This window comes from Paracoccus aerius (assembly GCF_014656455.1).
Lineage (GTDB): Bacteria > Pseudomonadota > Alphaproteobacteria > Rhodobacterales > Rhodobacteraceae > Paracoccus > Paracoccus aerius.
Window position 1 is genome coordinate 88469 of sequence record NZ_BNCL01000009.1, and the last position, 17673, is coordinate 106141.

19 protein-coding genes are annotated in these 17673 nt (G+C 66.4%); 6 read left to right on the plus strand and 13 right to left on the minus strand.

Annotated features, from left to right (window positions below; genetic code table 11):
- Positions 1–7: 7 nt before the first annotated feature.
- From IE224_RS12060 to pyrC, 4 genes are all read right to left on the minus strand, one after another.
- Entirely contained in the window at positions 8–364 is a 357-nt protein-coding gene (locus IE224_RS12060; RefSeq protein ID WP_167622316.1) for a DMT family protein, read from the minus strand.
- Positions 355–1842 (minus strand): replicative DNA helicase, encoded by a 1488-nt coding sequence (locus tag IE224_RS12065; RefSeq protein WP_191310680.1) that lies wholly within the window; start codon positions 1840–1842, stop codon positions 355–357. Before IE224_RS12065 ends, IE224_RS12060 begins: the two co-directional genes overlap by 10 nt.
- Positions 1843–1950: 108 nt before the next feature.
- Positions 1951–2622: an orotate phosphoribosyltransferase gene (locus IE224_RS12070; RefSeq protein ID WP_167622314.1), complete on the minus strand. Its 672-nt coding sequence runs from the start codon at positions 2620–2622 to the stop codon at positions 1951–1953.
- Positions 2619–3662 (minus strand): dihydroorotase, encoded by a 1044-nt coding sequence (gene pyrC / locus IE224_RS12075; RefSeq protein WP_191310682.1) that lies wholly within the window; start codon positions 3660–3662, stop codon positions 2619–2621. The genes IE224_RS12070 and pyrC overlap by 4 nt, the downstream gene beginning before the upstream one ends.
- A gap of 133 nt (positions 3663–3795) precedes the next feature.
- Between pyrC and IE224_RS12080 the strand changes: the two genes are divergently transcribed.
- Positions 3796–4095, plus strand: coding sequence for an antibiotic ABC transporter (locus tag IE224_RS12080; RefSeq protein WP_191310684.1), 300 nt, complete (start codon positions 3796–3798; stop codon positions 4093–4095).
- Positions 4096–4148: 53 nt separating this feature from the next.
- Entirely contained in the window at positions 4149–4901 is a 753-nt protein-coding gene (locus IE224_RS12085) for an SDR family NAD(P)-dependent oxidoreductase (RefSeq protein ID WP_191310686.1), read from the plus strand.
- A gap of 51 nt (positions 4902–4952) precedes the next feature.
- On the opposite strand, the gene gap is transcribed toward IE224_RS12085, so the two are convergent.
- From gap to purB, 4 genes are all read right to left on the minus strand, one after another.
- Positions 4953–5954: a type I glyceraldehyde-3-phosphate dehydrogenase gene (gene gap / locus IE224_RS12090; RefSeq protein WP_167622310.1), complete on the minus strand. Its 1002-nt coding sequence runs from the start codon at positions 5952–5954 to the stop codon at positions 4953–4955.
- 108 nt (positions 5955–6062) lie between these two features.
- Complete coding sequence (locus tag IE224_RS12095) at positions 6063–6206, minus strand: hypothetical protein (protein ID WP_167622309.1); 144 nt, start codon at positions 6204–6206, stop codon at positions 6063–6065.
- A gap of 41 nt (positions 6207–6247) precedes the next feature.
- A complete protein-coding gene (locus IE224_RS12100; protein ID WP_167622308.1) occupies positions 6248–7258 on the minus strand; it encodes a FliG C-terminal domain-containing protein in 1011 nt (336 codons plus the stop codon).
- Positions 7259–7329: 71 nt separating this feature from the next.
- Entirely contained in the window at positions 7330–8643 is a 1314-nt protein-coding gene (purB, locus tag IE224_RS12105; protein WP_191310688.1) for an adenylosuccinate lyase, read from the minus strand.
- A 145-nt stretch (positions 8644–8788) separates the two neighbouring features.
- On the opposite strand from purB, the gene IE224_RS12110 reads away from it, so the two are divergent.
- From IE224_RS12110 to IE224_RS12120, 3 genes are read left to right on the plus strand one after another with little or no spacing between them, the layout of a single operon-like run.
- On the plus strand, positions 8789–9514 hold the full coding sequence (locus tag IE224_RS12110) for a hypothetical protein (protein WP_191310690.1): 726 nt from the start codon (positions 8789–8791) through the stop codon (positions 9512–9514).
- Between the two features lie 21 nt (positions 9515–9535).
- The gene (locus IE224_RS12115; RefSeq protein ID WP_191310692.1) at positions 9536–10567 is read left to right on the plus strand and encodes a YihY/virulence factor BrkB family protein; all 1032 of its coding nucleotides are present in this window, start codon (positions 9536–9538) and stop codon (positions 10565–10567) included.
- A complete protein-coding gene (locus IE224_RS12120) occupies positions 10564–10902 on the plus strand; it encodes an SMR family transporter (RefSeq protein ID WP_167622304.1) in 339 nt (112 codons plus the stop codon). The genes IE224_RS12115 and IE224_RS12120 overlap by 4 nt, the downstream gene beginning before the upstream one ends.
- Here the strand turns inward: IE224_RS12120 and IE224_RS12125 are convergent, their stop codons facing one another.
- The 3 genes from IE224_RS12125 to IE224_RS12135 form a co-directional block, all read right to left on the minus strand.
- A complete protein-coding gene (locus IE224_RS12125) occupies positions 10903–12582 on the minus strand; it encodes a peptidoglycan -binding protein (protein WP_191310694.1) in 1680 nt (559 codons plus the stop codon).
- Positions 12583–12585: 3 nt separating this feature from the next.
- A complete protein-coding gene (locus tag IE224_RS12130; RefSeq protein WP_229849365.1) occupies positions 12586–13803 on the minus strand; it encodes a biopolymer transporter ExbB in 1218 nt (405 codons plus the stop codon).
- 226 nt (positions 13804–14029) lie between these two features.
- Positions 14030–14587: a gamma-glutamylcyclotransferase gene (locus IE224_RS12135; RefSeq protein WP_229849359.1), complete on the minus strand. Its 558-nt coding sequence runs from the start codon at positions 14585–14587 to the stop codon at positions 14030–14032.
- A 78-nt stretch (positions 14588–14665) separates the two neighbouring features.
- Between IE224_RS12135 and IE224_RS12140 the strand changes: the two genes are divergently transcribed.
- On the plus strand, positions 14666–15616 hold the full coding sequence (locus tag IE224_RS12140) for a DUF2125 domain-containing protein (protein WP_191310698.1): 951 nt from the start codon (positions 14666–14668) through the stop codon (positions 15614–15616).
- On the opposite strand, the gene IE224_RS12145 is transcribed toward IE224_RS12140, so the two are convergent.
- Positions 15613–16533 (minus strand): prephenate/arogenate dehydrogenase family protein, encoded by a 921-nt coding sequence (locus IE224_RS12145; RefSeq protein ID WP_191310700.1) that lies wholly within the window; start codon positions 16531–16533, stop codon positions 15613–15615. The two genes, IE224_RS12140 and IE224_RS12145, sit on opposite strands and share 4 nt — an antisense overlap.
- The gene (gene hisC / locus IE224_RS12150) at positions 16530–17621 is read right to left on the minus strand and encodes a histidinol-phosphate transaminase (protein WP_191310702.1); all 1092 of its coding nucleotides are present in this window, start codon (positions 17619–17621) and stop codon (positions 16530–16532) included. Before hisC ends, IE224_RS12145 begins: the two co-directional genes overlap by 4 nt.
- Positions 17622–17673 lie beyond the last annotated feature (52 nt).

Consider the following 17673-nt stretch of genomic DNA (forward strand, 5'->3'; position numbering starts at 1 on the left):
GGTGCGCCTAGCCGAAGTCGTGGAAGATGAACCAGGCGCCCAGGCAGATCAGGCCGAAGCCCACGCCGTGCTGCCAGCCGATGCGTTCGCCAAGGTAGATCCAGGAAAACAGCGCGAAGACTGACAGGCTGATGACCTCTTGTATGGTCTTCAACTGTGCGGCGCTGAAATGCCCATAGCCGATCCGGTTCGCGGGCACCTGCATCACGTATTCGAAAAAGGCGATGCCCCAACTGACGAAGATCACCGTCACCAGGGGCGCAGTCTTGAACTTCAGGTGCCCATACCACGCCACCGTCATGAAGACGTTCGAGGCAATCAGCAGGCCGATGGTCGCGACGGGGACCGGCAGACCTAGTCCCATTGCGACTGCCGGTCCTTTGCAAGGTTGCCAAAGCGGGTGAACTGGCCTTCGAAAGACAGCTCGACCGTGCCGATGGGTCCGTGGCGCTGCTTGCCCAGGATCACCTCGGCCTTGCCATGGCACTGTTCCATCACCTGCTGCCACTTGGCCATGGCGTCAAGATCGCTGTCCGACGGCTTCTCGCGTTCCTTGTAGTATTCCTCGCGGAACACGAACATCACGATGTCGGCGTCCTGTTCGATGGATCCGGATTCGCGCAGGTCGGAAAGCTGCGGGCGCTTGTCGTCGCGGTTTTCGACCTGGCGGGACAACTGCGACAGGGCGATGACTGGAATGTTCAGCTCCTTGGCCACGGCCTTCAACCCTTGCGTGATCTCGGACACCTCGTTCACGCGGCTGTCCTTGGCGGAGGCTGCCTTCAGAAGCTGAAGATAGTCCACCATCAGCACATCAAGCCCATGCGTCCGCTTCAGCTTGCGGGCGCGGGCGGCAAGCTGGTTGATCGGCAGGGCGGGCGTGTCGTCGATGTAAAGCGGGCAGTTCTGCAAGGCGTGCGCCGCCTCGACGAAGCGGCGGAACTCGGCCTCGTCCATGTTGCCGCTGCGGATGCGTTCGCTGGGCACCTCGGCTGCTTCCGACAAGATCCTGGCTGCAAGCTGTTCGGCCGACATCTCAAGGCTGAAAAAGCCCACGACGCCGCCCTCGACCGTGCCGATGGTGCCGTCGGGCCGTTCGCCGGTCTTGTGGGCCTTGGCGATGTTGAAGGCGATGTTGGTCGCAAGCGAGGTCTTCCCCATCGAGGGACGGCCCGCCAGGATGATGAGGTCCGAGTTATTCAGCCCGCCCATCTTGCCGTCCAGGTCGATCAGCCCGGTCGAGATCCCCGACAGCTTGCCGTCGCGCTGATAGGCGGCGTTGGCCGCTTGCACGGCCCCGGTCACGGCCTTGAGGAATGACTGGAAGCCACGCTCGGCAGTGCCGGCCTCGCCCAGCTTGTACAGCGTCTGTTCGGCCGCCTTGATCTGTTCCTCGGCCTCGTCACCCACCTCGACGGTGGCGGCGCGGGCGGAAATATCCTGGCCAAGCTGGATCAGTTCGCGGCGCAGGGCGAATTCGCGGATCATCTGGGCGTAATCGCGCGCGGCATAGGCGCTGATCGCGGCCCCCGCGATCCGCGCCAGATAGGCAGGGCCGCCCAGTTCCTTCAGCCCGTCGTCATGTTCCAGAAAGGCCTTGATCGTGACCGGACTGGCAAGGGCGTTCTTGCGGATGCGTTCGGAACAGATGTCGAAGATGCGGGCATGGACCGGATGATAGAAGTGATCCGGCTTGATGATCTGGCTGACGCGGTCGAAAACGTCGTTGTTGGTCAGAAGGGCGCCCAGAAGCTGCTGTTCGGCCTCGAGCGAGAAGGGGATCGAGGGCGTCTCCTCGGCGCTGACGGGCTGGCCTGGAATGATGGCGCGGAGATTGGTCATGGACTGCCCCCTTTGGTCTTCGGTACCGTTCTACACGCGAAGTCCCGCGCGGGGAACGCCGCGGGGTTCGTTTTCGGGGGGCGGTTCTGTGGACTGCCTGTGGATAAGTCAGGCGTTGGCTGCCTGCCAGGCGCGGGGGTCGGTCAGGAAGGTCTCGACCTCGGCCAGCGTTTGCTCGTCGAACGCCGCCTGGGCGCGGGCCTCGGCCAGGACGTCCCACCAGGTGCAGAGGTGATGCAGCGTTACACCATGATCGGCCAGGCGTTGCGTCGTTTCCGGGAAGATGCCGTAATAGAAGATCACCGCGGTATGCGCGCAGCTGGCCCCGGTATCGCGAATCGCGTCCACGAAGGACAGCTTGCTGCCGCCGTCGGTGGTCAGATCCTCGACCAGCAGGACACGCTGGCCCTCGGTCATGGCGCCTTCGATCCGGGCGTTGCGGCCGTAACCCTTGGGCTTCTTGCGCACATAGGTCATGGGCAGGCCCAGCCGTTCCGCGACCATGGCGGCGAAAGGAATGCCCGCGGTCTCGCCGCCAGCCACGTTGTCGAAGGCCTCGAAGCCGGCGTCCCGCATCACCGTCGCAGCCATGAAGTCCATCAGGGTCGCGCGGACGCGTGGAAAGCTGATGATGCGGCGGCAATCCACGTAGGTCGGACCCTTGAGGCCCGAGGCATAGGTGAAGGGCTGGGCCGCGTTGAAGTCCACGGCCTTGATTTCCAGCAGCATCCGGGCGGACAGGCGGGCGATCTCCTCGCGCGCGGGAAAAGTCAGGCTCATTTGTCCTCCAGGTGCCAGAAAAGGGGGAAGCCGGGGTCGAAGACGGTGACGGTTTCGCCGCCTGCGGCGACCTGGGCCGGGTAGTCGGCAGGCCTGTCGCGGCGGGTCAGGGTGATCCGGCCGTCGTTCGGGAGAAGCCCATAGAAGGCGGCCCCGTTCAGGCTGGCGAATGCTTCCAGCCGGTCCAGGGCGTTTTCGTCCTCGAAGACCTGGGCCAGGATCGACATGGTGTTCGGCGCGGTGAAGCAGCCAGCACAGCCGCACGGTTGCAGCTTGGCGCTGTCCGCATGGGGGGCGCTGTCGGTTCCCAGGAAGAAGCGCGCCTCGCCGCTGGTTGCGGCCTCGCGCAGCGCCAGGCGGTGCGATTCGCGCTTGGCGACAGGCAGGCAATAGTAGTGGGGCCGGATGCCGCCAGCCAGGATTGCATTGCGGTTGATGACCAGGTGATGCGTGGTGATCGTCGCAGCCAGATCGTCACCGCCCGACCGGGCATAGGCCACGCCCTCGCTGGTGGTGATATGTTCCATCACCACGCGCAGGCCGGGCGTGCGGCGGCGCAGCGGGTCCAGCACGCGGTCGATGAAGACAGCCTCGCGGTCGAAGATGTCCACGGCCGGATCGGTGACCTCTCCGTGGACGCACAGCGTGACGCCAGCCTCGGCCATGGCCTCCAGCACGGGCCGGACGCGGTCGAAATCGGTGACGCCGCTGGCGGAGTTGGTCGTGGCGCCCGCAGGATACAGCTTAACCGCGCGGATGATGCCGTCCCTGAACGCGGCCACCACATCGGCGGGATCGGTCGCGTCAGTCAGATACAGCGTCATCTGCGGCTGCAGCGCCGCCCCCTCGGGCAGGGCCGCCAGGATCCGGTCGCGATAAGCTGCGGCCTGCGCGCCTGTCACCACCGGGGGCACCAGGTTCGGCATGATGATCGCGCGGCCGAAGCCCGCGGAATGGGGGGCGACGGCCGCCAGCATCGCGCCGTCGCGCAGGTGCAGGTGCCAGTCGTCGGGGCGGCGAAGGGTGATGCGGTCGGTCATGGCCTGCCTCTATACATGGCAGGCCCGGCTTGCCAAGCAGGCCCGCCGAAAATTGCACTGACCTATCCGAATGTCCGACTTGTGTTGACGCCTGCGTCAGCCCAGACTGGTCCCATAGCGCAAGGAAAGCCCGATGTTCCCGACGATGCCCAAGAACCCGCTCCGCCTCTGGCCCCAATTCGCCCGCATGACGATCGAGGCGCAGACGGTGATCGGCCTGCGGACCGCGGGCATGATGGGCATGATGGCCCAGGCGCCAGGAGAGCCGTTCCGAATGGTCGCCGAAAAGCAGGCGGCGGCGACCGAATCGCTGTTCGCCATGGCGCAGGCGGCGGGCCGGGGCGCAAGCGCCGAACGGGTCATGTCCGCCGCGCTGCGGCCCTATGGCAAGCGCATCCGCGCCAATTCGCGCCGCTTGACCAAGCCCCGCTGACGGAACGAACCGCCGGTCCTGCCGTTCTGCTGCCTGATGGCAGGAGGCATGGCATGAAGACGGCACTGATCACCGGCGGCGCGCAGGGCATCGGCAGGGGCATTGTTCAGCGGCTGCGGGCCGACGGCTGGCGGGTGGCATTGTTCGACCTCGACCCCGAGGCGGTGGCCGAAATGGCCGGGGACGACCCTGACCTGCTGGCGCTGACGGTGGATGTTGCTGACGAGGATGCCGTTGAAGATGGCTTTGCGCAGCTGCGCGACTGGCTGGAGGCGGAGGGGCTGGACCTGCTGGTGTCCAATGCCGGGATCGCGAACCCTGAAACCGGCCCGATCGCGGCTCTGTCCCTGTCGGACTGGCAGCGGATGCTGGATAGCCACCTGACCGGCGCCTTCCTGATGGTCCGCGCCGCAGTGCCGCTTCTGCGGCAGGCGAAGGGGTCGATCATTCTGATGTCCTCGACCCGCGCGCTGCAGTCGGAACCTGAAACCGAGGCTTATGCGGCGTCCAAGGGTGCGCTGCTGGCGCTGTCGCACGCGCTTGCGGTCAGCCTTGGACCGGATATCCGCGTGAACGCCGTCCTGCCCGGCTGGATCGAGACCGCCGACTACCAGAAGCGCGCCAGCCGCAGCACCCCCCAGCACAGCGAGGCCGAGAAGGCGCAGCATCCCGTCGGACGGATCGGGACACCAGGGGATATCGCAGGGCTGGTGGCCTATCTCGCCTCGGACGAGGCGGGCTTCATCACCGGCCAGCGATTCGTGGTCGATGGCGGGATGTCGGCACGGATGATCTATCCGGCATAGGAAAGGGCGGCAGGTTCGACCCGCCGACCCTGTTTCACCCGGCTCGCCGGTTCAGATCAGCTTTCCCATCGCAACCGCGGTGTCGGACATGCGGTTCGAGAAGCCCCATTCGTTGTCGTACCAGGTCAGGATGCGGACCATGCGGCCTTCCATCACCTTGGTCTGATCCATGTGGAAGATCGACGAATGCGGGTCGTGGTTGAAGTCGGTCGAAACCAGCTTCTCCTCGGTATAGCCCAGGATGCCCTTCATCGGGCCGTCGGCCGCGGCCTTGATCGCGGCATTGACTTCCTCGACCGAGGTGTCGCGGCCTGCTTCGAAGACCAGGTCCACGACCGACACGTTCGGCGTGGGCACGCGGATTGCCACGCCGTCCAGCTTGCCCTTCAGTTCCGGCAGCACCAGGCCCACGGCCTTGGCGGCGCCGGTCGAGGTCGGGATCATCGACAGGGCGGCGGCGCGGGCGCGGTACAGGTCCTTGTGCATCGTGTCCAGCGTAGGCTGGTCGCCGGTATAGCTGTGGATCGTGGTCATGAAGCCCTTGGCGATCCCGATGCTGTCGTTCAGGACCTTGGCGACGGGCGACAGGCAGTTGGTGGTGCAGCTTGCGTTCGACACGACCAGATCATCGGCGGTCAGCGTGTCGTCGTTCACGCCGAAGACGATGGTCTTGTCGGCATTGTCACCCGGGGCCGAGATCAGGACGCGCTTGGCACCGGTGGACAGGTGCGGCTGGACCTTGTCCTTGGACGTGAAGATGCCGGTGCATTCCATGATGACATCGACATCGCCCCAGGGCAAGTCGGCCGGGTTGCGGATCGCGGTCACCTTGATCGGGCCGCGTCCCACATCGATGGAATCGCCGTTCACGGTGACGGTGGCCGGGAAGCGGCCGTGGACGCTGTCATAGCGCAGCAGATGCGCGTTGGTTTCGACCGGCCCCAGATCGTTGATCGCAACGACCTCGATATCGGTGCGCCCCGATTCGACGATGGCGCGCAGCACGTTGCGCCCGATGCGTCCGAAACCGTTGATCGCAACTTTGACAGCCATGGTTCTCTCTCCCGACCAAGTGACGTTGGGTTCCTCTAGCGTGCCATTCCGGGTGATGCAAATGCCGCGTGGTGCCCGTCCAGGCTGCCCCTGACAGGCTGCGCGGTGTTAGCGCCAGAAGCTGACATGCTCGATGAAGCCGTCCATCGAGCGCGCCACCAGCAAGGGCAGATCCCAATGCAGCCACAGCTGGTCGGCGGCAAACAGCGCCAGGATCAGGATCACAAGGGCAACGGCGATCGCGTTGGTCATGACCCGCTTATCGGCCCCGGCGTCCGGCTGCGCAAGCCTGCTCAGTCCTCGTCCTGGGGCAGGATCAGGGTGATCTCGCCTGCTTCCTCCAGCCGGCGGATGGCGGCGACGACCTCGTTCATGGCTTCCTCGATATCGGAGGCGCGCAGCTTGCCCAGATCGTTGCGTTCCTCTCGCAGCCCGTCCGCCATGCGCTGCGACAGGTTGGACAGGATGAACTCGGCCGCTGCGGCTTCCGCTTCACCCTGCGCGGCAAGGGCGCGGACCAGGACCGGCTGCTCGACCTCGCGGATGATGCGGGGAATGTCGCGGGGCAGGACCCGGGCGGGGATATGGGCGAAGATGAAGATCGCCTTGCGCACATTGCCCGCGAAATCCGCGTCATGGCTGTCGAGGCTGCTGAGAACATCGTCCCGCAGATCGGCCGTCGCGAAGTTGAGGATCGCGCCCATCCGGTCGGTCGCGGGGGTGGGAATGGCGGGACGCGGCAGGGCCTCGGCCGCCTGAAGCAGGATCAGGCCGACGCGGTTCAGCGATTCGGGCGTCACGCCCGCCGTCATGGACATGGCCTGCGCCACGGCGCGGGCACGTTCGCGGGGCAGGGCCACAAACAGTTCGGATGCCCGTTCCACCGGAAGCTTGGACAGCATCAGGGCCACCATCTCGACGGCTTCGGTATTGGCAAGCGCGGTGATGGCGGGGGCGGGCAGGGCGGCGATGCGCGGCCAGGGGTCGCCCCGGCCGGATACGGCTGCCCGCCGCCGCAGCCGGTCGGTGCTGTCTTCGGAAAGCTGCGCGCCCAGCATGGCCAGCGTGCCGTCCAGATCGCCGGGGAAGGTCACGCCTACGGATTCGAGCCGGTCGCAAAACTCGGTAATGATCGCGTCGCGGGTCTGGCGGTCGATCAGTTCCATCCCCGCCATTTCCTCGGCCAGCAGGGTCTGGCTTTCGCTGTCCAGCCGCGACAGGCCGGATGCCTGATCGTCGTCAAGCAGAAGCCGCACGATCACCGCCGCCTTCTGCCTTTGGTTCAATCCCGTTTGTATTGTCATAAACCCTGTCCAGATCGACCGTTCGTGCGGCCAATCTGGCAGAGCTTCCCTAACATCGGGTTTACGTGACCCTATTTCATGTCTTCGTCGAAGACGCGGCGGAAGATCGTGTCCACATGCTTGGTGTGATAGCCAAGGTCGAACTTCTCCTCGATCTCGGCCGGGGACAGGGCTGCAGTCACCTCGGCATCGGCCAGAAGTTCTTCCCTGAAGTCAGCGCCCTGTTCCCATACCTTCATGGCGTTTCGCTGCACCAGGCGATAGGCGTCCTCGCGCGAGACGCCTGCCTGCGTCAGTGCCAGCAGCACGCGCTGCGACATTACCAGGCCTTTGAACTTGTTCATGTTGGCCAGCATGTTGTCGGGGTAGACGACCAGCTTCTCGATCACACCGGCAAGGCGGTTCAGCGCGAAGTCCAGCGTGATGGTGGCGTCCGGTGCGATGCCACGTTCGACGGATGAATGGCTGATGTCGCGTTCGTGCCACAGCGCGACGTTCTCCATCGCCGGGATCACGGCCATGCGAACAAGGCGGGCGAGGCCGGTCAGGTTTTCCGTCAAGACCGGGTTGCGCTTGTGCGGCATCGCCGAACTGCCCTTTTGTCCGGGGCTGAAGAATTCCTCGGCCTCCAGAACCTCGGTCCGCTGCATGTGCCGGATCTCGATGGCGACGTTCTCGATGCTGGACGCGATCACGCCAAGCGTCGCGAAGAACATCGCGTGACGGTCGCGCGGGATCACCTGCGTGCTGATGGGTTCAGGGCGCAAGCCCAGTTTTGCGCAGACATGTTCCTCGACCGCGGGGTCGATATTGGCGAAGGTGCCAACCGCGCCGCTGATCGCGCCGGTCGCGACTTCCCAACGGGCGCGCTCCAGACGCTCGCGGTTGCGGTTCATCTCGGCGTAAAAGCGCGCGAAGGTCAGACCCATGGTGGTGGGTTCCGCATGGATGCCGTGGCTGCGGCCGATGCGCACTGTGTCCTTGTGTTCATAGGCGCGGGCCTTCAGCGCGGCCAGGACGCGGTCCATGTCGGCCAGCAGGATGTCGGCGGCGCGCACCAGTTGCACATTCAGCGTGGTGTCCAGCACGTCGCTGCTGGTCATGCCCTGGTGGACGAAGCGTGCCTCGTCCGACCCGACATGTTCGGCCAGGTGGGTGAGGAAGGCGATCACGTCGTGCTTTGTCACCGCCTCGATCTCGTCGATGCGGGCCACGTCGAAGTCCACGTCCTTGGCGCGCCATACGGCCTCGGCGTTCTCGCGAGGGATGACGCCCAGGTCAGCCTGGGCGTCGCAGGCATGGGCCTCGATCTCGAACCAGATGCGGAAACGGGTTTCGGGGGACCAGATGGCGGTCATCTCGGGGCGGGCATAGCGCGGGATCATGGGGGCTCCTTTCGGGTTGGGGCGGGCATAGCGGGGTGCTGACGCGGGGGCAAGTTTTCGATTGCCCCACCGGGGCGGATGGGAACATTCGGGCCGGGCAAGCTGTTGAGGAAGCAAACCGATCCGACAAAGCCGGAGACAAGCGATGAAGCCGACCCACGACGACGACCGTCCCCAGACAGAAGCCGACCATACCAGCGAAACCCGCTTTGGCCCCCGCCCCGTACCCCAGGGGCATCGCGTGCCCCACGGTGCCCCGCAGCCGCGCCGGGTGATCCCTTCGGGGGACGCATCGTCGGATGGCCGGTCGGCCCATCCGTATTCTTCGACCGGGGCGAAGATCGCGGTCTGGGGCGGGATTGGCCTTGGCGTTGCGGGCGGCACGGCGGCTGCGGTCCTGGCGATCCGCAAGATCGCCGAGGCGCTGTCAGACGATCCGCGTCCATTGTCGTCGACCCGCCACCATGCGGCCCCTTCGTCCGCACCGCGCTTCGCCCGGCTGGATGAGGATGAGCGCGAGGCAATGCGTCGTCGCGTCCGCGCCCAGGATCGCGAGGACCGAGAGGAAATCGCCCGCCTGCGCGCCGAAGCCTCTCAGGCCCGGTCAACGGCCGCGCCCAGGATCAAGCGGAAGAAGGCCAACTTCGCGGAAAGCCTCATCGACACCTCGACCCGCCTGTCCCAAAGCCTTGAGGGTGTCGCGAAGTCCATGGCCCTGGCGGTCGAAAGCTTCCGCGGGGTCGCGACCCAGGCGACCGGCATCGTCCAGGAATTCGCAGGCACGGCCGAACAGTTGCGTGCGGCCCTGCGCGGAGAGCCGGTTTCGGATACCCGCCGGACCAAGGACGATGAACGAACCCACCGGCTGTAGCCGTTGATCGGGGCGAAGTGGATGCAGCAGGACAAGCCCCGCGTTCTCGATGCGCTTTTCGGAGATCTGGATGACACCACTCGCCGGCGCTTTGGCCTGAAGACCCAGGGCGCCGAGCCAAAGGCGCCGGACGAAGCGCCCCGCATGCGGGGGATGCGGCCCGAGGATATCGGGCTGCGCCATCTTCGCAGGTCAGACTGGTGGGCGATCGCGCAGGCGACGCTTGCGCAGATCGGCACCGACCGCGTAACGGCTGTGGCGGGCGGTATTACCTTCTTCGGCCTTCTTTCGCTGTTTCCCGCCCTGACCGCATTCGTGTCGATCTATGGCCTCGTGGCTGATCCTGCCACCATTTCCGGTCACCTGGACATGCTGGAAACCCTGCTGCCCGAGGGCGCGCTTGGGATCATCCGCGACCAGGTGCGGGCCATTACGTCATCACCTCAGACAGCCTTGTCGGTGGCGGGGATCGGCGGGCTGCTGGTTGCCTTCTATTCGGCCAATGGCGGGATGAAGGCGCTGCTGTCCGCGCTGAACGTCGCCTTCTTCCAGACCGAGACGCGCACCTTCCTGCGCCTGAACATCGTGGCAATGGCCTTTACCCTTGGCGGCTTGGTGCTGATCATCCTGATGCTGGGCATGATCGCCGTGATCCCGATCCTTTTGCAGATGCTGCCCATGGCGGAAACGACCAGCACGTTTGTCGGGATGATCCGCTGGCCCATCATGTTCGGCGTCCTGATCCTGGCGCTTGCGGCGCTTTATCGCTGGGGACCGGATGCGCCGAACTCGCGGTGGCGGTGGATATCGCCCGGCGCCGTCCTGGCGGCGATCCTGCTGGTGATCGCGTCGGTTCTTTTCAGCTGGTATGCCGCCAACTTCGCCAATTATAACGAGACCTATGGCTCGCTTGGCGCCGTCGTTGCCCTGATGATGTGGCTGTGGCTGGCAGCAATGATCGTCCTGGTCGGGGCCGAGGTGAACTCGGAAATCGAGAGCCACCTGAAGAAGCTGGCCGGGGTTCCCGACAGAAGAAAGAAGGCGGCGGTGTGACCTATTCTCCCTATGTTCCCCTCGTTGCCGCGATCGGCTTGGAGGTCGTCGGCACATCCCTTTTGCAGCGGTCGGAACAGTTTACGCGGCTGGCGCCGACCGTCGGCATGGCCCTGTGCTATCTGGCAAGCTTCTACCTCTTGTCGCTCAGCCTGCGCGCTTTGCCCCTGGGCATCGCCTATGCGATCTGGAGCGCGCTTGGCATCGTGCTGGTCGCCCTGATCGGCTTCTTCGTCTTCGGGCAGCGCCTGGACCTGCCTGCCGTAATCGGCCTTGCCCTGATCGTGCTGGGGGTGCTGGTGGTGAACCTGTTCTCGCGCACCGTCGGGCACTGATCAGCGTTCGGTCAGCTTCAATTCGATCCGCCGGTTCGCGGCAAGCTCCTCGGGCGTGTTTCCAGCCGAGACCGGCCGGGTGTCTGCAAATCCCGCCGGCGCAAGGCGGTTGGCCGGGAAGCCAAGCTGTTCGGTCATGTATCGGACCACGGCCAGGGCGCGGGCCTGGCTTAGTTCCCAGTTGTCGCGATAACGTCCCGCGCCCGACAGGGGCGTGCTGTCGGTGTGGCCATCCACGCGGATGATCCAATCTATCTCGGGCGGGATGTCGCCCGAGATTTCGGACAGCATCCGGGCCACCCGCGCCACCTGGTCCTGCCCGGGGGCTGAAAGCGTCGCCTCGCCCGGCGCGAACAGCACCTCGGACTGGAAGACGAAGCGGTCGCCCACGACCTGCACGCCTTCCCGCCCCGACAGGATCTGCGACAGGCGGCCGAAGAACTCGGACCGATAGCGGGCGAGGTCGCGCGCCTCTTCCTCGGCCCGCTGGCGTGCCTGTTCTTCAAGGCTCAGGCGCCGTTCCTTTTCCTCGGCCGCAAGCAGAAGGGCCGCGTTCAACTGCTGTCCCAGGTTTTCGACGCGCAATTCGGCTTGCCGCTGTTCGTCGCCCGCCGCATCCAGAAGCGCCTGCAGCGATCCCAGTTGCGCGGTCAGGGACGCCACCTGTTCGTTCAGCAGCGCAACGCGACGCTGCCCGTCCTCGGTCAGGCCCTGCTGGTCGGCCAAGGCCTTTTCCGCCGTGGCCAGCAGCGCCGCCTGGCGTTCGACCTCGGTCAGGGTTTGCTGGGCCTGGGCCGTGGCCTGATCGCGCGCGGCCTCGGCTGCGGCCAGAAGGGTCAAGGTCTCCTCGGCCCGCTTGCGGCTTTCCTCCAGCGACAGGGTCATGGCGGTCAGTTCGGCATCGGCCTGCTCCAGACGCTCGCGCAGGGCGCGGGCGGCCTCGGCATCGGTCAAGCGCGCGGCCTCGGCTTCGGTCAGTTGTGCCTGCAGGGCGTTGGCCCTGGCGGTCGTTTCCTGGTTCTGGCGGCGCAGGTCGGCCGTCAGCGCCTCGAGCGCGTCGCGCCGGGCGGCGGCAAGGCGGGCCTGTTCGGCCTGGGCGTCGATCTCGCTGCGGGCCGCTGCCACCGCCAGTTCCGCGGCACTTGCGCGGCTTTCCTGTTGCGCCAGTTGTGACTGCATCTGCTGCTGCAGCGCATCGGCTTGTTCGCGATCCGCCACGCGCGCGGCCATCAACGCCGCAACCTCGGCCTCGAAGTCGGTCAGGCGGCTGCGGGCCTGGTCCAGTTCGCCCTGGCTGCTTTCCAGTTGGGTGGACAGCCGGGTGATCCGGGCCGCCCTGTCGCGTGCCTCGGCCTCGGCATCGGCAAGCTGGCCTTGCAGGGTTTCCTCGCGGTCTTCGGATGCGGTCAGGGCCTGGCCCAGGGCCGCGACCTGCTGGCCCAGTTCCTGAAGGCGGCGTTCCTGGCCCGAGATTACGCGTTCCTGGCTGGAAATGACCTGATCCTGTTCGGTGATCGTGTCGTCCTGGTTGGTGATCTGGTCGCGCAGCACCGACTGCATGACGGTGAAGATGGTCAGGACGAAGACCAGAACCATCAGCAGCGTTGCCAGGGCATCCACGAAGCCCGGCCAGATATTGGTCGAGAAGCGATGTCCCGAGGCGGCGCGGCGCAGGGCCATGGCCTAGCTCCTGTCCCGCAGAACCAGCGGATCGCGCAGCAGGTCGTCGCGGAACGGATCGTTGAAGCGCGCAGCCCGCACTGCGCGGGTCAGCACAAGCAGGTCCGACCGCAGTTCGGCCACCATCTCGTCGCGCCCCTCGGCCAGGTCGCGGGCCAAGCGGTTCAGGGCTGCCTCGATGCCCGACATGTCGGGGGGCGCCGATGCGGGGCGGTCCGACTGCGCGCGCGCCAGTTCCACAAGCCGGTCCTGGCCCGCTGCCAGACGCGACAGCGCCTCGGCCAGGGACGAGGTGCCCGCCCGGGTCACGTCCCGCGCGGCCTCGGTCTGCTGGACCAGGGCCTCGACCGCCTGTGCCATCACCACGACGCGTTCATCGGCCATGGCGGCGGCCTCGTCCCGCTGCAGGTCGCGATCGGCCTGGATCTGCTGCAGGCGGTCCATCTGGCCCGCCATCTGTTCGAGGAAACCGGCAAGCGCCGCCTGATCGACCGCGTCCCCTTCCGATCCGGCAAGGCTGACGCGCGTAAAGCCCGACATCCATTCCTCGAGCTCGCGGTAAAAGCGGTTTTGGCCGTGGGTGGCGAACAGTTCCAGCATCCCCACGACCAGCGATCCCGCAAGGCCCAAAAGCGATGAGGAAAAGGCCGTGGCCATCCCGCCAAGCTGGGCTTCAAGTCCGCTCATCAGTTTGTCGAAGACCTGGATGCCGCTTTCGCCTTCCTGCGGGGCAAGGGTGCGGATCGTCTCGACAACGGCTGGGATGGTCGTGGCGAGGCCGTAGAAGGTCCCCAGAAGGCCCAGGAAGATCAGCAGGTTGGTCAGATACCGGGTGATGTCGCGAAGTTCGTCGATTCGGGTGGCGACCGAGTCAAGGATCGAACTTGCCGCGCCGGTGGATATCACCCCCCCGGCCGGTCCCCTTGTTCCCAGAAGGGCAGCCAGGGGTGCGAGCAGGCGCGGGGGCTTGTCGCCGCTGTCGGATTCGCCGCGCGCGGCGATGCCCTTTTCGACCGCATTGCGGCGGCGTTGCGCGAAACGCTCGATCCAGCTGACCGAGCGGATCAGTTGCGCCACCTGCCAGAAACAGGCCAGCACCCCAAGCGCGAAAACGGCCAGGATGACGCCGTTCAGCCACAAGTTCGCCTGGAAGATCGGCAGGATGCGGCCATAGGCGACCCATCCGCCTGCCAGCACCAGGGCAAGAACCGTCACCATCATGACGATCTGGCGCACCGGTTGCGAGAAATGCGGGTTCGTCGGCCCGCTGCCGCCTGACCGGGTGGCGGTGATCCGACGATTTGCCGGACCTGTCCGGCCAGTCAGGGTCGAGGCGTCGGCTCGGTGGCTGCTCGATGGTTCGCTCAACTGGACGCCTTCCCCTGGGCCAGAACTGTTCGGGGCCAAGTGTAGGGCGCGGCATTTCACTTGCCAAGCGATCCGACGCTCAGCTTGTCCTGTTAATGCCTTGTTCCAGAAGCCTGCGCACCTTGTCCGACAGGTGGTCCATGTCGCTGTCGCCCAGTCCGATCTGCGCCAGATGAGCGGCCGTGTTGAACAGATAGTCCGCGTTGGGCCCGCGCCCGCCATGCGCCTGCGCGATGATCCTTGCCTGTTCGTCCACGGGCAGGCCGCCCGCATATTGCACGTGGTCCCGCCGCATCACATAGGCCAGCGCCTCGACCCGGCGGCCGTCCTCCAGCCGCAGGGGCAGGATCGCTTCTTGGTAAGCGTCGGTGACCAGTTCGCGGGCGCGCAGATAGGCCAACACCTCGTCGTGGTCGTGGTCGGCGATCCGCAAGGCCAGGCCGCCGCATTCCGCCTCCGGCTGCGCGTCCAGGCCAAGCACAAGGCCGGGCAGGCTGGCCGTGCCGCGATGCTGGATCGACCGCAGGCAGAAGCTGCGGGCATAGCCGGTCAGCCAGGCCCGGGCGGTTTCGGCCGGGGCAAAACCCGGATCCCAGATGAGGGAACCGTAACCGAAGACCCAATCTATCTTTCGCATCTGCCCAATTCCGTTCATTGCGTGAAAACTAGGGCAGCGCGGGGCAGGATGAAAGGGTCGCAGGGGATGAGGGGGACAATGAGGATCATTCGCTGGCTGCTGCTGGCTTTGTTGCTGCTGACAGGCCTTTGGTTCGCGGCCGAGCCGTTGCTGGTGTCCCAGGCCCGCAAAGGCGTTCCCGCAGACAGCATCGCCGCGCAGCCCGGGCCAGGACGGTTGGGCCTGACGCTGAAGGGGGTCATGCTGCCGACGCAGACCGGGCTGTTCACGCTGCCGTCGCTTGATGCCTGGGTGACGCCGCTGGCGCCGCTGACACTGCGCGCCATCCTGCCCGACAGCGCGGTGCTGGAGGACGCTGCGGGTCGGCGGCAGATTTCCATGAATGGCGCCAAGGCCAGGATCAAGCTGTCGCCCCTGGGCGGCACCCTAAAACAGATGCAGGCGCAGTTCGACGCCCTTGGTCTGGACGGCGTTGATCTGTCGGGGCCGGGACGGGTCACGATCCGGGCCGTGGGTGACGACCGGGTGCCCGGCGCGGCCTATCAGGCGCAGCTTGACCTGGCCGATCTGCGCCTGCCGCAGATCGCCGCCGCGACGGGAGGGTTGCGCATCTGGATGGACCGGCCGCTAGGGCTGAACGCCGGCCCCGAGGCTCCGATGGTTCAGGGCATCATGACAGAGGGGCTGGATATCGACGCCCGCGGCCTTGCCTTGCGCATCGCCGGGCTGCTGCAGAAGGGGCCGGATGGCCGGGCCGAGGGGCGGCTGGCAATCTATGCCAGCGATCCGGGGGCGCTTCTGGACAATGCGGTGGATCATGGCCTGCTGCCCCCGCAAGCGCGGCTGCTGGTCGGGGCCATGCTGAACCGCATCGGGCAGGCCGATTTCACCGGTCCATTGCTGCCGGGCCAGCCGCCAATGCCCCCCGCGCCCCAGGGGCAGTTGCGCATCCCGGTCGAGATGCGCGACGGCCAGATGCTGCTGGGCGGAATCCAGGTCGGGCAGGCCCCCGCCTGGCCCACGCCCTAGCGCGCCGGAGCGACGCGGCCGAAGTCGGGGGCGGCGGTGTCCTGGCCCGCCTCGATGATGCCGCGGCGGATGGCGCGGGTGCGGGTGAAGTAATCGAACAACTGCTGTCCGTCGCCCATGCGGATCGCGCGCTGCAGGACGAACAGTTCCTCGGTGAAGCGGCCCAGGATGTCCAGCGTGGCCTCCTTGTTGTGCAGGAACACGTCGCGCCACATGGTCGGGTCGCTGGCCGCGATCCGGGTGAAGTCGCGGAAACCGGCGGCGGAATACTGGATCACCTCCTCGTCCGTGACGCGGCGCAGGTGGTCGGCGACGCCCACCATCGTATAGGCGATCAGGTGCGGCGCATGGCTGGTCACCGCCAGGACCAGGTCGTGATGGGCGGGTTCCATGTTGTCGGTCTTGGCGCCCATCGCGCGCACGAGGTCGGACAGCCGGGCCGCGGCGACGGGGTCGGTGTCGGGCAGGGGGGTCAGCAGCCACCAGCGGTTCTGGAACAGGCTGGCAAAGCCCGCGCGCGGGCCGGAATGTTCGGTCCCTGCCAGGGGATGGCCGGGAACGAAATGCACGCCCGCCGGAATATGGGGCGCCACTGCGTCGATCACCGATTGCTTGACGGAACCCACGTCCGTCACGGTCGCGCCTGGCTTCAGATGCGGTGCGATCTCGGCCGCGACGGCGCCCATCGCACCCACCGGAACGGCCAGCACGACAAGGTCGGCATCCGCCACCGCCTCGGCCGCGCTGTCGGTGATGCGATCGCACAGGCCTATGTCGCGGGCGACATCGCGGGTTTCGGCGCTGCGGGCAAATCCCACCACTTCGGCGGCCAGCCCCTTTTCGCGGATCGCATGGGACATGGACCCGGCGATCAGCCCCAGCCCGATCAGCGCCACGCGGTCGTAGATGACGGTCATGCGCCCCTCCGGTCGGCCTTGAAGCGGCCAAGGCTGTCGATCACGCGAGTGACGCCCTCCTCGTCGCCGACCGTGATGCGCAGGGCGGCGGGCAGGCCATAGCTGGACACGCGGCGCACAAGGATGCCGTCGGCGCGCAACGCGGCATCCGCGGCCTCGGCCTCGGGCGCGTCGGCAAAGCGGGCCAGCACGAAATTGGCGAAGCTTTCGTCGCAGCCGATGCCCATCTGGATCAGCGAATTGCGCAGCCGTTCCCGCATCCGGGCGTTGAGGTCGGCGCAATGGTCGCGGAAGGCGGTGTCGCGGATCGCGGCCTCGGCAGCGGCCATCTGGGCGTTCGACAGGTTGAAGGGCTGCCGAATGCGGTTCAGCACGTCGATGATCTGGCGGCTGGCATAGCCCCAGCCGATCCGCAGCCCGCCCAACCCGTGGATCTTGGAAAACGTGCGGGTCATGATCACATTCGAATGCCGGTCCACAAGCCCCGCGCCCCCATCGGCACCGGCCGCAAACTCGGTATAGGCGCCGTCATGGACCAGCAGCACCGATTGCGGCAACCCATCCACCAGGCGCTGAACCTCGTCCTGGGTCAGCATCGTGCCGGTGGGGTTGGCGGGATTGGCGATGAAAACCACGCGCGTCCGGTCCGTCACGGCGGCCAGGATGGCGTCGATGTCGATCCGCCGCTCGGCCTCGGGGACGGTGACGGGTGCCGCGCCGACCATCCGCGCCAGGATCGGATACATGGAAAAGCCATGTTCCGTCGTGATGACTTCATCCCCCGCGCCCGCAAAGGCATGGACCACGAACTGCAAGACCTCATCCGACCCCACACCGCAGATGATCCGGTCGGGGTCCAGGCCGTGAACCTCGCCAATGGCCCGGCGCAGGGGGGCGTGGTCGGTGTTGGGGTAGCGATGCAGGTCATCCGCCGCCGCGGCATAGGCGGCCCGCGCCGCGTCGCTGCAACCCAGTGGGTTTTCGTTCGAGGACAACTTCAGCACCGTATCGCGCCCCGCCAGCCTGCTTTCGCCGCTGACATAAAGCGCAATGTCCATGATGCCGCGTTTGGGGGTGATCTGCGTCATGTTCATATCCTTTGCGCGCCCCGTCTAGTCGATCGCGGTGCGCCGAGGAAGT

Bases quoted from the DNA above. Each gene is read 5' to 3' on its own strand.
- IE224_RS12115 (WP_191310692.1), top strand. From the start codon at position 9,536: ATGCAGCAGGACAAGCCCCGCGTTCTCGATGCGCTTTTCGGAGATCTG.
- IE224_RS12130 (WP_229849365.1), bottom strand. From the start codon at position 13,803: ATGATGGTGACGGTTCTTGCCCTGGTGCTGGCAGGCGGATGGGTCGCC.
- IE224_RS12095 (WP_167622309.1), bottom strand. From the start codon at position 6,206: ATGACCAACGCGATCGCCGTTGCCCTTGTGATCCTGATCCTGGCGCTG.
- purB (WP_191310688.1), bottom strand. From the start codon at position 8,643: ATGATCCCGCGCTATGCCCGCCCCGAGATGACCGCCATCTGGTCCCCC.
- IE224_RS12070 (WP_167622314.1), bottom strand. From the start codon at position 2,622: ATGAGCCTGACTTTTCCCGCGCGCGAGGAGATCGCCCGCCTGTCCGCC.
- IE224_RS12060 (WP_167622316.1), bottom strand. From the start codon at position 364: ATGGGACTAGGTCTGCCGGTCCCCGTCGCGACCATCGGCCTGCTGATT.
- pyrC (WP_191310682.1), bottom strand. From the start codon at position 3,662: ATGACCGACCGCATCACCCTTCGCCGCCCCGACGACTGGCACCTGCAC.
- IE224_RS12100 (WP_167622308.1), bottom strand. From the start codon at position 7,258: ATGACAATACAAACGGGATTGAACCAAAGGCAGAAGGCGGCGGTGATC.
- IE224_RS12125 (WP_191310694.1), bottom strand. From the start codon at position 12,582: ATGGCCCTGCGCCGCGCCGCCTCGGGACATCGCTTCTCGACCAATATC.
- IE224_RS12065 (WP_191310680.1), bottom strand. From the start codon at position 1,842: ATGACCAATCTCCGCGCCATCATTCCAGGCCAGCCCGTCAGCGCCGAG.
- IE224_RS12135 (WP_229849359.1), bottom strand. From the start codon at position 14,587: ATGCGAAAGATAGATTGGGTCTTCGGTTACGGTTCCCTCATCTGGGAT.
- gap (WP_167622310.1), bottom strand. From the start codon at position 5,954: ATGGCTGTCAAAGTTGCGATCAACGGTTTCGGACGCATCGGGCGCAAC.
- IE224_RS12080 (WP_191310684.1), top strand. From the start codon at position 3,796: ATGTTCCCGACGATGCCCAAGAACCCGCTCCGCCTCTGGCCCCAATTC.
- IE224_RS12085 (WP_191310686.1), top strand. From the start codon at position 4,149: ATGAAGACGGCACTGATCACCGGCGGCGCGCAGGGCATCGGCAGGGGC.
- IE224_RS12140 (WP_191310698.1), top strand. From the start codon at position 14,666: ATGAGGATCATTCGCTGGCTGCTGCTGGCTTTGTTGCTGCTGACAGGC.
- hisC (WP_191310702.1), bottom strand. From the start codon at position 17,621: ATGACGCAGATCACCCCCAAACGCGGCATCATGGACATTGCGCTTTAT.
- IE224_RS12145 (WP_191310700.1), bottom strand. From the start codon at position 16,533: ATGACCGTCATCTACGACCGCGTGGCGCTGATCGGGCTGGGGCTGATC.
- IE224_RS12110 (WP_191310690.1), top strand. From the start codon at position 8,789: ATGAAGCCGACCCACGACGACGACCGTCCCCAGACAGAAGCCGACCAT.